Consider the following 13,379-nt stretch of genomic DNA (forward strand, 5'->3'; position numbering starts at 1 on the left):
AAAATCCATCAAATTTAAGCTGCCGATTATCGAGGAAGACATGAGTATTAGTTTGGACAATGAAGAACAAGTCGAGTGCGTTGTGCAGCTCTTCCGGGAAGACACGTTCGCTTCTGTCTGACCGCTCAAGGAGGCTCTTTGAGCAGCGTCCATGACCGAAGAAGGCGACCTGCTGCTGACCACCCTTGCCCATGACGCTTTTTATGACCCTGCTGTGGGAAGTCTGATCGGCCCCTTTACGAACGGGCAGCTTGAGAGTCCGCTCACCACGCTGAAAGTTGTGTATTGAATCAAAAGGAGGCCGCGGTTCAGTGAACCGCGGCCTCCTTTTTTCCTTCTTTTTCACTCGGACAAACTGCGCAGCAGGCCGGTGCAGCCTTCCTGCACATCCCGCCAGGTGCTCTCGAAATCGCCGGTGTACCAGGGGTCGGCCACCTCGCCGGGGCGGGCGGTGTAGTCCAGCAGGGCGTGGATCTTATGCTCCGGGTCGCCGCCGAAAATGCGTTCCATGTTGCGCAGGTTGGCGCTGTCCATGCCGATGAACAGGTCCCAATCGGCATATTCGTCCCGCCGCAGCTGCCGCGCGGTCTTGCCCTCGCAGGAGATGCCGTGCTGTGCCAGCATCCGCCGGGCGGGCGGGTAGACCGGGTTGCCGATCTCTTCCGTGCTGGTGGCGGCGGAGGCAATGGTGAACTGTCCATCCAGGCCCGCTTTTTCCACCAGGTCCTTCATCACGAACTCGGCCATGGGGCTGCGGCAGATGTTGCCGTGGCACACAAATAGTATTTTGGTCATAGTGCTTTTCCTTCCGCATTTTTGTTTATTATGCCACGCGGCAGCGGGATGCGTCAATCCATCCCGCGCAGCAGGGTTGACACACGTGCTCTAACGTGTTAGACTATATATGAAACTCTAACGCATTAGAGAAGGAGGAAGCCCAATGGATGTGCCCAAGGTTTTTGAAAGTGAATACCGCTTGTGTCTCATTTTGTGGGAGCACGAGCCCGTCAAGAGCAGCGAGCTGGTGCAGCTGTGCCGCGAGCAGCTTGGCTGGAAGCCCACCACCACCTACACCGTCATCAAGCGGCTGGGCGAGCGGGGCGTTTTGAAAAACGAGAACACTGTCGTGACCTCGCTGGTGAGCAAGGACCAGGTGCAGGCCGCGGAGATCGACGAACTGGTGGAAAAGACCTTTGAGGGCTCGCTGCCCGCCTTTGTGGCGGCCTTCACAAAGCACCGCAAGCTTTCGGCAAAGGAAGTGGACGAGGTGCAGGCAATGATCGACCGGTTCCGGGAGGAGGCAGGGCGCGATGGCTGAATGGATGGCGGATGTGTTCATTGAACTTGTGAACCGCAGCATCGCCGCATCCTGGCTGGTGCTGGCGGTGCTGGCGCTGCGGCTTTTGCTGCGCAAGGGCCCCAGATGGGCCAGCGTCCTGCTGTGGGGGCTGGTGGGGTTCCGCCTTGTGTGCCCCTTCACGCTGGAAAGCGCGCTGAGCCTTCTGCCCAGCGGCGAAACGGTGCCGGAAAACATCATGCTCTCCCCCGCCCCGGCGCTTGACAGCGGCATGGCCGCGGTGGACCGGGTGGTGAACCCCATCATGGCCGAGGCCTTTGCCCCCGCGCCCGCCGCCAGCGCGAACCCCTTGCAGGTGCTCATCCCCCTGATGGCGCTGGTATGGGCGGCGGGCGTTCTGGCCCTCTGCCTTTACACCCTTGTCAGCTGGCTGCGGCTGCGCCGCCGGGTGGCCGAGGCCGTGCCGGTGCGGGACAACATTTTTGAAAGCGGCCGGGTGCCCACTCCCTTTGTGTTTGGGCTGGTCCGCCCCCGCATCTATCTTCCCACGGCCCTGCCCGCGGAGGCCCGCGGCCCGGTGATCGCCCACGAAGTGGCCCACATCGCCCGCCGGGACCATTTGTGGAAGCCTCTGGGATTCGCGCTTACGTCAGTCTACTGGTTCAACCCGCTTTTGTGGGTGGGATATATCCTGTTCTGCCGGGACATCGAGCTTGCCTGCGACGAACGGGTGGTGCGGGGCATGGCCCCCGGCCAGCGGGCGGATTACTCCCAGGCCCTGCTGGAATGCAGCACCGGCCGCCGGGCGCTGGGCGCATGCCCGCTGGCCTTCGGCGAGGTGGGCGTAAAGGCACGGGTGAAGGCGGCGCTCCACTACAAAAAGCCCGCCTTCTGGGCCGTGGCGGGGGCGCTGGTGCTCTGCGCTGCGGTGGCGGTGGTCTTTCTCACCGACCCGCTCACCCCACGGTATGACTTTTCCGAAAACGCCATCGTTTCCGCCACCGTTTGGGACTATGCCGGGCCCCGCGAGCGGGAGCTGAATGCCAGCCAGCTGGACGAGCTGGCCAGCCGGCTGGAAGGGCTACAGGGGCTTTCCAACACCCGTGAAGAAGGGTTTACCCCTCTTTACGCCCTGGTGGTGGAACTGGAGGACGGCGCCACCCTCACCTTCAACGGCTACAGGGACGACGGCAGCCAGGTGCGCACGGAATACGAGGGCATGCTGTGGCAGGTGACCGACGAGGAGTTCTGCGCCTACCTTTATAATCAGTGGCAGGCGGGCGACACCGCTGAGGCCATCCCCGAGCCCAGCCCCCTGAAGGAGTATGCCGACGCGCTGGCCGACACCATAGAACTGGAAGATGATCAGCTTTTCTTCACTCTGCCCGAAGAAGTGCCGGAGGGCGCACAGCTGACGATACAGATCTCCGGGCGGGCGGTGTATGAAGACGGGTTCAGCCAGAGCCTGCACTTTTTGGAGGACGCAGTCTGGACGCCGGGCGAGCGATACTCCATCCCCTACGACGATGCCTACACCGAGCTGGGCATATTCCTCTTTGCCGATTACCCCGACGGCAGCCAGGAGGAGCAGGCCATCTCCCTTCATCGAATCGCAGAGGCGCTTGTCTACGCCCAAAGCGCCCCGGCGCTGACCCCGGAGGTGGCGGACGAGTTCATCGCCGGCACGCTGGCCGGGTTCATCTTGGATGCCGACGGCACATACGGCCTCACCCTGCCTGGGCCCGTTCCCCTTTCCGAGGACGGGAAAACCACCCTTTCCGTCACCCTGAACGCCACCTATTCCGACGAACCGGGCACTTTTTCCACCGAATCCCACGAGTTCACCCATGATATGCTGGCGCGCGGCCAGTCGGTGGTCGGCCGGCTCGGCGGCGATATGGAAACGCTGACCAGCGTTTCTCTGAACGTCTTTTTCATGACCGACGAAGGGGAAAACCAGCAAAGCATCTACGCCCGGGGCAATCTGGAACTGACCGCCCCCTTCACCTTTGGCGAGGCGGCGGGGTATTCCGTGCCGGCGGCAGAGGTATACGAGGAAGGCGGCGCGGCGAAGGCGCTGTATACCTTCAGCGACGGGCGCAGGGCCCTGCTGTCCGCCGCCCTGCCGGACGGCCTGACCCTGCAAAGCGATACGACCGTTGACGAGGCGGGCATCCCCGTCCTATCCGTGCTGCAAAACGGCCGGCAGGTGGGCGCGGTGCATCTGTGCGGTCTCGGAGCGACAGACGACCCCACCCTTGCAACAGTGGACACCGCCGCCGACAGCGTGCCCATGCAGATCTTTGCCAACATGGCCCTCTCCAACCACGCGGGCTTTGAGGATTACCATGTGGTGCAAAGCTCGCCCACCGGTGCCGTGGCCACCGCCCGGTACGTCTGGCAGGAGCTGGGGACCACCGACGCGGCGGTCACCGACCCCTGGAGCAGCCGCGACTGTGTGCTGGCCTACGACTGGCAGGTGCTGCCCTATTTTGTGGAGTTTGCCTTTGCCGACGGCGCTTTGAGCGCGCAGCAGCTGGCCGCCCTGGCCGAAGGCATCGAGCTTTCTCTTGGCTGAATTTTCTTCTCCCCCGCCTTGTGTGCGGGGGAGTTTTTGCATCCGCGCGCCTCTTGCGCCCGGTGTTCCATCCTTCTATAATAGAAAGAGTTGATTTTGTAAAAACAGAAGGTGGATAGAATGACAAAAGCCGTGGAGCCAATGACCAGCGGCTCCATCTGGAAGCGGCTGACCTTTTTTGCGCTGCCGCTGTTTTTGGGCAACCTGTTCCAACAGCTTTACAACACGGTGGACTCGCTCATTGTGGGCAATTTTCTTGGCAGCAGCGCCCTGGCGGCGGTGAGCAGCTCCGGCAGCCTCATCTTCATGCTCATCGGCTTTCTGAGCGGCATCGCCGGCGGCGCGGGCGTGGCGGTTGCCCGGCGGTTCGGCGCCGGGGACGCCCCGGGCGTGGAGAAGGCAGTGCACACCACGGTGGCCTTCGGCCTTGTGGCGGGCGTTGCCATGACGGTGTTGGGCGTGCTGCTCAGCCCTCAGATCCTCATCTGGATGGACACGCCCGAAAGCGTGCTGCCTCAGTCCATCGCCTACCTGCGCATCTACTTTGCCGGGTCGCTGTTCTTTGTGATGTACAACATTTTTGTGGGCATTTTGCAGGCGGTGGGCGACAGCCGCCATCCCCTCTATTATCTGATGGTCTCCTCGGTGGTCAACCTGGTGCTGGACGTGGCGTTCATTGAGTTCGTGCACACCGGCGTGGGCGGCGCAGCCTTTGCAACCGTCATTTCCCAGGCTGTGAGCGCCCTTTTGTGCCTTGCGCACCTGATGCGCAGCAAAGAGTGCTACCGCCTTTCGCTGCGCAGGCTGGGGTTCGACCCTTTCCTTCTGCGGGAGATCATCCGCCTGGGCCTGCCCTCCGGCGTGCAGAACTCCATCATCGCCTTCGCCAACGTGCTGGTGCAGTCCAACGTGAACTCCTTCGGCGAGATGGCCATGGCGGGCTACGGCGCTTACACCAAGGTGGAGGGCTTCGGTTTTCTGCCCATCAACAGCTTCACCATGGCCCTGACCACCTTTGTGGGCCAGAACCTGGGCGGCCGCGAGTATGAACGCACCCGCAAGGGCGTGCGCTTCGGGGTGCTTGCCGCCGTGCTGCTGGCGGAGGGCATCGGCATGGTCATCTTCCTGTTCGCGCCCCAGCTCATCGCTGCCTTTGACGCGACCCCGGAGGTGGTGAAGTTCGGCACCGACAAGGCCCGCACCGCCGCTTTGTTCTACTGCCTGCTGGCCTATTCCCACTCCATCGCGGCGGTGCTGCGGGGCGCGGGCAAAGCCATCGTGCCCATGTTCACCATGATGGTCTGCTGGTGCGTCATCCGTGTGGCCTTTCTCACTGTCACCGTGCCGCTGACCCACAGCATCCAGATGGTCTACTGGGTCTATCCCCTCACCTGGGCGCTGAGTTCCGCCTTCTTTTTCTGGTACTACCATCACGGCAACTGGCTGAACTTCGAGATCGCCAACCGCCGTCTGCCCGGCCGTACCGATGGAAAGGATTGACATGCCGGCCTGAATGTAGTAAACTGATGAGGATGATTTTGGTCCCGGCAGGAAGCCGGCGGCCCGGCGCAGAAGCGCTCTGTTCCCAGGTGATCCTGTTTCGTTTGATTTTTCTATGCTGATGAAGGCGTATGACCTCCCCTGCGGGGAGGCATGCGCCTTTTTATTTTGTCTGCCCGTTTGCGGCAAGAAAGGGAAACCGTTTTGAAACTGCTGAAAAAATGTTCCGCCCTCGCTCTGGCTTTTGCTTTGAGCCTCTCTCTCGCAGCCTGCGCCGGCGCGCCCGCATCCGCCCGCCCTGCTTCCTCCGCCCCGTCCCAGACAGGCGGCGCCCGTCTCATCACCGACGGCGCCGGGCGGCAGGTGGAGGTCCCCGAAACGGTGGAGCGCGCCGTCTGCGTGGGCGTGGGGGCGCTGCGCTACACCTGCTACATGGGCGCGGCCGACCGGGTGGTGGGCGTGGAAGACTATGAAAACCAGCCCGACCTGACCCGTCTTTACAGCTATGTGAACGGCGAACGGTTCAAGGCCCTGCCGGTCACCGGCGCCAACGGCACGCCCAATGCGGAAGAGATCATCACCGTGGACCCGCAGGTCATCGTGATGAGCGAGTACGCTTCGGCGGACGCGGACGAGCTGGAGGCGCGCACCGGCATCCCGGTGGTGGTGGTGCCCGGCAGCGACACCACGCTGGACGAAAAGTCCTATGAGACGCTGCGGGTGCTGGGCGAACTGTTCGGGCTGGAAGAGCGGGCCGAAGAGCTGGCCGCCTATCTGGACGGCGTGAAGGAGGACCTGGCCGCCCGCACCGCCTCTGTGCCCGAAGGCGAGCGGCCTTCGGTGTATGTGGCGGGCGTCTCTTTCAAAGGGGTACACGGCTTTGAGGGCACCGAGGCCCACTACGGCCCCTTTGAGCTTTTGAACGCCAACAATCTGGCGGACACCACCGGCCAGGCAGGCGCCTTTGACATCGACCCGGAGCAGGTGCTGGCCTGGGACCCGGACGTCATCTTCCTGGACTTCAACGGCATGGACCTGATCAATGAGGACTACGCCAAGAACCCCGATTTTTACAACGCCCTTTCCGCCGTGAAAAGCGGCAAGGTCTATTCACAAATTTCCTTCCGCTCCTACGCCTCCAATCTGGACACCGCCCTGGCGGACGCCTACTACGCGGGCAGCGTCATCTACCCCGAGCAGTTCGCGGACGTGGACCCGGTGGAGAAGGCGGGCGAAATTTTCACCACCCTGCTGGGTGAAAACCCCTACAACGACCTGAAGGAGGCCGGCTATGAATTCCGCCCCATTGTCCTCGGCGAATGACGTCCGGGACGCCGCATACCGCCGCAACCAGGTAAAAAGCCTGTGCTTTCTGGCGCTGCTGGCCGTTGTGCTGGCGGCCGCGGCGCTTCTCTCGCTGCGGGCGGGCTCTTATGAGACCCCGCTGGCGGAGCTGGTGCGGGGCGTGTTCGGCCTGGCGCAGGACGAAAAGGTCAACCTGGTGGTGCAGGCCAACCGCCTGCCCCGCATCTGCACCGCCATTCTGGGCGGCGCGGGGCTGGGGCTGGCCGGGTGCATTTTACAGGCCATCCTGAACAACCCGCTGGCCTCCGCCTCCACCCTGGGCGTTTCCCAGGGGGCCACCTTCGGCGCTGCTTTTGCCATCGTGGTGCTGGGCCTTGCAGGCAAAAGCGGCATGGGCGTCACCCTGTGCTCCTTCGCCGGTTCGCTGGCGGTGGCGGCGCTCATCCTGGGGCTTTCCCGCTTTCGGCAGATCAGCCCCGAGGGCATCGTGCTGGCGGGCGTGGCCATCAGCTCCATGCTCACCGGCGCCACCACCCTCATCCAGTATTTTGCCAGCGAGGTGGAGCTGGCCACCCTGGTGTTCTGGACCTTCGGCGACCTGGGCAGCACCGGCATGAGCGACCTGCGGCTGACAAGTCTCGTGGTGCTGGCGCTCATCCTCTACTGCGTGTTCCACCGGTGGGACTACAACGCCCTGCTGGGCGGCGCGGAGATGGCGGTGAGCCTGGGCATCAATGTGCGCGGCCTGACGCTTATGAGCATGCTGCTGTGCTGTTTGACCAGCTCGGTCATCGTCTCGCAGATCGGCCTCATCAGCTTCATCGGGCTGGTGGCTCCCCATGCGGTGCGCCTCGTGGTGGGCAACAACCACGTTTACCTCATCCCCGGCTCGCTGCTGGCGGGGGCTTCGCTGCTGCTGCTGGGCGACCTGTTCGCCCGCACGGCCATTGCCCCGGTCATCCTGCCCATCGGCGCCATCACCTCCTTTTTGGGCGGGCCGCTGTTTCTCTATCTTTTGTTCCGGGGAGGGCGGCAGTCATAATCGAGGCGAAAGGCATCTGTTTTCATTACAAAAACTGCCCTGTTGTGCTGCAAGATGTGGCTTTTCAGGCGGAGGAGGGGCAGTTTCTGGCCATCCTCGGTAACAATGGCGCGGGCAAAAGCACCCTGCTCAAGTGCATGAACGGCATCCTGAAGCCGGACGCCGGCAGCCTTCTGCTGGACGGCGAGGACCTGCTGGCCCTGCCCCGCCGGCAGGTGGCCCAACGGGTGGCCTTTGTGGCCCAGACGGTGGCCTCCACCCAGATGACGGTGCACGACATGGTAATGCTGGGGCGGCGGCCCTACATGGGATGGAGTTTTTCCCGCGAGGACCACGACATCGTCCACGCCGCCATGGCGCGGCTGGGCCTGATGGACATGCGGGGCCGGTTTTTGAACCAGCTTTCCGGCGGCGAGCGGCAGAAGGTGATGCTTGCCCGGGCGCTGGCCCAGCAGCCCCGCCTTTTGCTGCTGGACGAGCCCACCAGCGCGCTGGACATCCGCAACCAGTATCAGGTTTTGAAGATCGTGGGCGAACTGTGCCGCACCGAAGGATTGACCGCTGTGGTGGTCATCCACGACCTGACGCTTGCGCTGCGCTTCTGCGACCGCTTTTTGCTGATGCGGGACGGGCAGGTCTACCGCTGCGGCGGGCTGGAAGTGCTGGACAAGGCCGCCCTGGGGGAAGTTTACGGTGTGGACGCCGAGCCTGTTGTGGTGAACGGCCGGCACATCGTGCTGGTGAACGAATAAAAAGCGGGAGGGAAAACCAATGGACGAAAACAAACAGCTTTGGCAGAAGGCCGCGGACTTTCACGGCCACGTGTGCGGCGGGCTGACCATCGGCTATAAGGCGGCGCTCTATGCCATCGAACTGCTGGGCGTCGAGATGGTGGACGGCGTGTGCTCCAAGGACGAGGAGATCGTGTGCATCACCGAGAACGACGCCTGCGGCGTGGACGCCATCCAGGCCATCCTCGGCTGCACAGTGGGCAAGGGCAACCTTTTGTTCCACATGCGGGGCAAGCAGGCCTTCTCCTTTTACGACCGCAAGAACGGGCGTTCGGTGCGGCTGGTGCTGCGCCCCGCCCCGGCGGGCATGACCCGGGAACAGGCCTTCGCCTACTACCAGGCCCGCGAGCCCCGGGAGCTGTTCGACGTGAAGGCCGCCGCCCTGGCCGTGCCCGAACGGGCAAAACTGTTCGATTCCTATGTTTGCGAAAACTGCGGCGAGGTGACCGGCGCCAACTGGGTGCGGGTGGCAAACGGCAAGCACCTGTGCCTGGACTGCTGCCCCTCCTACGACCGGTTCAATGTCTGAATCTTGTTCTGGGCGCTCTCCCCTTCCGGGGAGAGCCCTTTTTTATCTATTCCCAACGATCAAATTGTAAATTTTTTGTGTCAGGCGCCGCCTTTCTTGACTTTTTGCTCTCCCATGATAAACTATTACTTGCTCGATTAACAGTTATTCGGTTAATTATTTTCAAGGACAGGTGAACCGGATGGAACAAAAGCAGATCGACGTGCTGCGGCATGTCAACCGCATCTCCCTGCTGCACCGGCTGCGGGTGCAGCAGCTGCTTGCGGATACGGGCGTTTGGGGGTCTCAAATCCCCATCCTTCTGCATGTGGAGCGCAACCCCGGCTGCACCCAGACGGACATCGCCGAGCATCTGGGGGTATCCAGCCCGTCCATCGCCACCTCCATCAAGCGGCTGCAAAAAGCCGGCATGCTGGAAAAACGGGCGGACGAAACAGACATGCGCTGCAACCACATCGAACTGACCGAGCGGGGCCGCAGCATCGTGGCCCGGGGCCGGGCCTGCTATGACCAGGTAGTGGAGCGGATGCTGCGGGGTTTCACCGGCAGCGAAGTGGACGCTCTGGCGGGTCTGCTGGCCCGTCTGGAGGAGAATCTGGCGGGCGACGAATACCGCGGCAGAACGGTCCTCAGCCTTGCGGAGGCGGCGGGCCGCCCCGCGAAATCAGACGGAGAGGAGAGAGAACATCCTTGATAAAGACCCTTTTGAAGTATGCGGGCCCCTACAAAAAGGAGTCCATCCTGGCGCCTTTGTGCGTGACCGCCGAGGTGCTGCTGGAGATCACCATCCCGCTGCTGATGAGCCGCATCGTGGACGTGGGCATCGAAAACCGGGATCTTGCCTATGTGGCAAAGCTGGGGCTTTTGATGATCATGATGGCGCTGGCGGGCATGTTTATGGGCGCGGCCAGCAGCCGCTTTTCCGCTGTGGCCGCCATGGGCTTCGGCAGCGAGCTGCGGCTGGCGGCCTTTTGCAACGTGCAGAATTTCAGCTTTTCCAACGTGGACAAATTCAGCACCGCCAGCCTTGTGACCCGGCTGACCACCGACGTGACCAACACCCAGAACGCCTACCAGATGTGCATCCGCATGCTGGTGCGCGCGCCGGTGATGCTCATCAGCGCCACCTTCATGGCCTTTTCCATCAACAGCGAGCTGGTCACCGTGTTTCTGGTGGCCATCCCGGTGCTGGCCTGCTCCCTTGTGTGCGTCGTCCGGCTGGCCTATCCCAAGTTCATCGCCATGCTGGCCCGCTATGACCGGCTGAACGCCAGCGTGCAGGAGAACCTCATCGCCATCCGGGTGGTGAAGGCCTTCGTGCGCTCGGAGTACGAAAAGCAGAAGTTCAGGGAAGCCAACGACGGCCTGATGGACCAGTCCATCAAGGCGGAGAGCATCGTCATCACCCTGATGCCCATCATGCAGGTCACGGTGTACAGCTGCATCATCGCCATCCTCTGGTTCGGCGGCCAGCTCATCATCGGCGGCGTGATGCTCAGCGGCGAACTGATGAGTTTCATCAGCTACGTCACGCAGATCCTGATGAGCCTGATGATGATCGGCATGGCCTTCACCCAGCTGGTCATCAGCCGGGCCTCCATCCAGCGCATCGTGGAGGTGCTGGACGAACGGCCCGAGATCGTGGGCGCGCCGGAGGGCGAAGGCCCCCAGCTGGAGGACGGCAGCGTGGAGTTCGACCATGTGAACTTCAAGTACGCCAAGGCCGCCGGCGAGGACGTGCTCAGCGACATCTGCCTGTCCATCCGCTCGGGCGAGACGGTGGGCATCCTGGGCGGCACCGGCAGCGCCAAGACCTCGCTGGTGCAGCTTATCCCCCGCCTTTACGACATCACCGGCGGCCGGCTGCTGGTGGGCGGCCACCCGGTGAAGGACTACGATCTGGACGTGCTGCGCCGCGGCGTGGCCATGGTGCTGCAGAAAAACGTGCTGTTCAGCGGCACCATTCGGGAAAACCTGCGCTGGGGCGACGCGAACGCCACCGACGAGGAGCTGGTGGAAGCCTGCAAGGCGGCCAGCGCCCACGACTTCATCACCTCCTTCCCCAAGGGGTACGACACCGACCTGGGGCAGGGCGGCGTGAACGTATCCGGCGGGCAGAAGCAGCGGCTGTGCATTGCCCGGGCGCTGCTGGCAAAACCGAAAATTCTGATTTTGGACGACTCCACCAGCGCGGTGGACACCGCCACCGACGCGGCCATCCGCGAGGCGCTGCGCATCCATCTGAAGGACTCCACCAAGATCATCATTGCCCAGCGGGTGGCCAGCGTGTGCGATGCGGACAAGATCGTGGTGCTGAACGACGGAAAAATTGCCGACATGGGCACCCACGACGAGCTGATGGAGCGCAGCGAAATTTACCGGGAGGTCTACACCTCGCAGCAGAAGGGGGTGGAATGAATGGCAGGACATATTCCGGGCGGGCCCGGCGGCAGACGCCGGGGCGGCTTTGAGCGGCCCAAAAACGCGCGGCGCACCTTCATGCGGGTGCTGGGCTACATGCTGCGCCAGAAGTGGCTGATGCTGTGCGTGCTGCTGTGCATCGCCGTCAGCGCGGGCGCGGGCGTGTTCGGCACCTACATGCTCAAGCCCATCATCAACCAGGGCATTCTGCCGCTCATCGGCCAGCCCCTCAATTCCACCACCCTCGCGCCTCTCATCGGCATGCTGGCGCTCACCGCGGCGGTGTATCTCATCGGCGCGCTGTGCACCTTCATCCAGCAGATGGTGATGACCCGCGTTTCCAACCGGGCGCTGAACGGCATCCGGCGGGACCTGTTCAACAAGCTGCAGGACCTGCCCATCCGCTACTTCGACAGCCGCACCCACGGCGACATCATGAGCCTGTTCACCAACGACGTGGACACCCTGCGCCAGGCGATGGCCCAGGGCCTCATCCAGCTGGTGACCAGCGCCGTGACGCTGGTCTCCACCTTCATCATGATGCTGGTGCTCAGCCCCCTGCTGACCCTGCTCATCGTGCTGATGCTCATTGTGATGATCAAGATGATCGCGGTGGTGGGCAGGCGCTCGGCCAGCGGCTTCATGGCCCAGCAGCGGGCGCTGGGCGCGGCCAACGGCTACATCGAAGAGATGATCGAGGGCCAGAAGGTGGTCAAGGTGTTCTGCCACGAGGACGCGGTGAACGAGCACTTTGCCCAGCTGAACGAGGACCTGCGCCAGGCCGCCACTCGGGCCAACACCTATGCCAACATCATCATGCCTCTGATGGGCAACCTCTCCTATGTGAACTACGCCCTCACCGCCGCCACCGGCGCGGCGCTGGCCATTGCCGGGCGGATGGACCTGGGCACCATCGGCAGCTTTTTGCAGTACACCCGCTCCTTCAGCCAGCCGGTGACCCAGATCAGCATGCAGTTCAACGCCATCCTGGCCGCGCTGGCGGGCGCGGAGCGCATCTTCGCCGCCATCGACGAAACGCCGGAACCGGACGCGGGCTATGTGACGCTGGTGAACGCGGTCATCGGTGAGGACGGCACCATCACCGAGAGCGAAAAGCGCACCGGCCAGTGGGCCTGGAAGTGGCCCCACCACGACGGGCGGCTGGAGTATGTGCCGGTACGGGGCGACGTGACCTTCGAGCATGTGGACTTCGGCTATGAGCCGGAGAAGATCGTGCTTCACGATTTGAGCCTTTACGCCCGGCCCGGCCAGAAGATCGCCTTTGTGGGCTCCACCGGCGCGGGCAAGACCACCATCACCAACCTCATCAACCGCTTCTACGAGGTGCCGGAGGGCAAGATCCGCTACGACGGCATCAACATCACCAAGATAAAGAAGGACGACCTGCGCCGCAGCCTTGGCATGGTGCTGCAGGACACTCACCTCTTCACCGGCACGGTGAAGGAGAACATCCGCTATGGGCGGCTGGACGCCACCGACGAGGAGATCGTGGCGGCGGCAAAGCTGGCCAACGCCGACTTTTTCATCCGCCATCTGCCAAAGGGCTACGACACGGTGCTCACCGCCGACGGCGCCAACCTCAGCCAGGGCCAGCGCCAGCTGCTGGCCATCGCCCGGGCCGCCGTTGCGGACCCGCCGGTGCTGATTTTGGACGAGGCCACCTCCTCCATCGACACCCGCACCGAGAAGCTCATCGAAAAGGGCATGGACAAACTGATGGCGGGCCGCACCGTCTTTGTCATCGCCCACCGGCTTTCCACCGTGCGCAACTCCAACGCCATCATGGTGCTGGAGCACGGGCGCATCATCGAGCGGGGCGACCACGACGGCCTGCTTGCGCAGAAGGGCCGCTACTACCAGCTTTATACCGGGCAGTTCGAGCTGTCCTGACAAAC

Annotated in this window: 12 protein-coding genes; 11 read left to right on the plus strand and 1 reads right to left on the minus strand. The window is 63.1% G+C overall.

Annotated elements, in window-relative coordinates; genetic code table 11:
* Positions 1-151 precede the first annotated feature (151 nt).
* Positions 152-289, plus strand: coding sequence for a hypothetical protein (locus ACH2AT_RS05160; RefSeq protein ID WP_394964134.1), 138 nt, complete (start codon positions 152-154; stop codon positions 287-289).
* 53 nt (positions 290-342) lie between these two features.
* Here ACH2AT_RS05160 and ACH2AT_RS05165 read toward each other — a convergent pair whose 3' ends face one another.
* The gene (locus ACH2AT_RS05165) at positions 343-795 is read right to left on the minus strand and encodes a low molecular weight protein-tyrosine-phosphatase (RefSeq protein ID WP_394964135.1); all 453 of its coding nucleotides are present in this window, start codon (positions 793-795) and stop codon (positions 343-345) included.
* 145 nt (positions 796-940) lie between these two features.
* On the opposite strand from ACH2AT_RS05165, the gene ACH2AT_RS05170 reads away from it, so the two are divergent.
* From ACH2AT_RS05170 to ACH2AT_RS05215, 10 genes are all read left to right on the plus strand, one after another.
* Positions 941-1,318: a BlaI/MecI/CopY family transcriptional regulator gene (locus ACH2AT_RS05170; protein WP_394964136.1), complete on the plus strand. Its 378-nt coding sequence runs from the start codon at positions 941-943 to the stop codon at positions 1,316-1,318.
* Positions 1,311-3,875 carry a M56 family metallopeptidase gene (locus tag ACH2AT_RS05175; protein WP_394964137.1) on the plus strand — a complete coding sequence of 855 codons (2,565 nt, stop codon included), beginning with the start codon at positions 1,311-1,313 and terminating at the stop codon, positions 3,873-3,875. The genes ACH2AT_RS05170 and ACH2AT_RS05175 overlap by 8 nt, the downstream gene beginning before the upstream one ends.
* Positions 3,876-3,995: 120 nt before the next feature.
* Positions 3,996-5,375 (plus strand): MATE family efflux transporter, encoded by a 1,380-nt coding sequence (locus ACH2AT_RS05180; RefSeq protein ID WP_394964138.1) that lies wholly within the window; start codon positions 3,996-3,998, stop codon positions 5,373-5,375.
* Between the two features lie 204 nt (positions 5,376-5,579).
* Positions 5,580-6,698, plus strand: a complete 1,119-nt coding sequence (locus ACH2AT_RS05185) for an iron ABC transporter substrate-binding protein (RefSeq protein WP_394964139.1) — start codon at positions 5,580-5,582, stop codon at positions 6,696-6,698.
* Positions 6,667-7,722 (plus strand): FecCD family ABC transporter permease, encoded by a 1,056-nt coding sequence (locus ACH2AT_RS05190; protein WP_394964140.1) that lies wholly within the window; start codon positions 6,667-6,669, stop codon positions 7,720-7,722. The genes ACH2AT_RS05185 and ACH2AT_RS05190 overlap by 32 nt, the downstream gene beginning before the upstream one ends.
* 44 nt (positions 7,723-7,766) lie before the next feature.
* The gene (locus tag ACH2AT_RS05195) at positions 7,767-8,474 is read left to right on the plus strand and encodes an ABC transporter ATP-binding protein (RefSeq protein ID WP_394964141.1); all 708 of its coding nucleotides are present in this window, start codon (positions 7,767-7,769) and stop codon (positions 8,472-8,474) included.
* Positions 8,475-8,493: 19 nt separating this feature from the next.
* Complete coding sequence (locus ACH2AT_RS05200; RefSeq protein ID WP_394964142.1) at positions 8,494-9,042, plus strand: FmdE family protein; 549 nt, start codon at positions 8,494-8,496, stop codon at positions 9,040-9,042.
* Between the two features lie 181 nt (positions 9,043-9,223).
* Positions 9,224-9,736, plus strand: a complete 513-nt coding sequence (locus tag ACH2AT_RS05205; RefSeq protein ID WP_394964143.1) for a MarR family winged helix-turn-helix transcriptional regulator — start codon at positions 9,224-9,226, stop codon at positions 9,734-9,736.
* Positions 9,733-11,460, plus strand: coding sequence for an ABC transporter ATP-binding protein (locus ACH2AT_RS05210; protein WP_394964144.1), 1,728 nt, complete (start codon positions 9,733-9,735; stop codon positions 11,458-11,460). The genes ACH2AT_RS05205 and ACH2AT_RS05210 overlap by 4 nt, the downstream gene beginning before the upstream one ends.
* Positions 11,461-13,374 (plus strand): ABC transporter ATP-binding protein, encoded by a 1,914-nt coding sequence (locus ACH2AT_RS05215; protein ID WP_394964145.1) that lies wholly within the window; start codon positions 11,461-11,463, stop codon positions 13,372-13,374.
* Positions 13,375-13,379 lie beyond the last annotated feature (5 nt).

This window comes from Candidatus Allofournierella excrementigallinarum, assembly GCF_944388085.1.
GTDB lineage: Bacteria > Bacillota > Clostridia > Oscillospirales > Ruminococcaceae > Allofournierella_A > Allofournierella_A excrementigallinarum.

Coding starts and splice junctions, on each gene's coding strand:
- ACH2AT_RS05170 (WP_394964136.1), top strand. CDS start 941: ATGGATGTGCCCAAGGTTTTTGAAAGTGAATACCGCTTGTGTCTCATT.
- ACH2AT_RS05160 (WP_394964134.1), top strand. CDS start 152: ATGACCGAAGAAGGCGACCTGCTGCTGACCACCCTTGCCCATGACGCT.
- ACH2AT_RS05190 (WP_394964140.1), top strand. CDS start 6,667: ATGAATTCCGCCCCATTGTCCTCGGCGAATGACGTCCGGGACGCCGCA.
- ACH2AT_RS05180 (WP_394964138.1), top strand. CDS start 3,996: ATGACAAAAGCCGTGGAGCCAATGACCAGCGGCTCCATCTGGAAGCGG.
- ACH2AT_RS05205 (WP_394964143.1), top strand. CDS start 9,224: ATGGAACAAAAGCAGATCGACGTGCTGCGGCATGTCAACCGCATCTCC.
- ACH2AT_RS05215 (WP_394964145.1), top strand. CDS start 11,461: ATGGCAGGACATATTCCGGGCGGGCCCGGCGGCAGACGCCGGGGCGGC.
- ACH2AT_RS05165 (WP_394964135.1), bottom strand. CDS start 795: ATGACCAAAATACTATTTGTGTGCCACGGCAACATCTGCCGCAGCCCC.
- ACH2AT_RS05200 (WP_394964142.1), top strand. CDS start 8,494: ATGGACGAAAACAAACAGCTTTGGCAGAAGGCCGCGGACTTTCACGGC.
- ACH2AT_RS05175 (WP_394964137.1), top strand. CDS start 1,311: ATGGCTGAATGGATGGCGGATGTGTTCATTGAACTTGTGAACCGCAGC.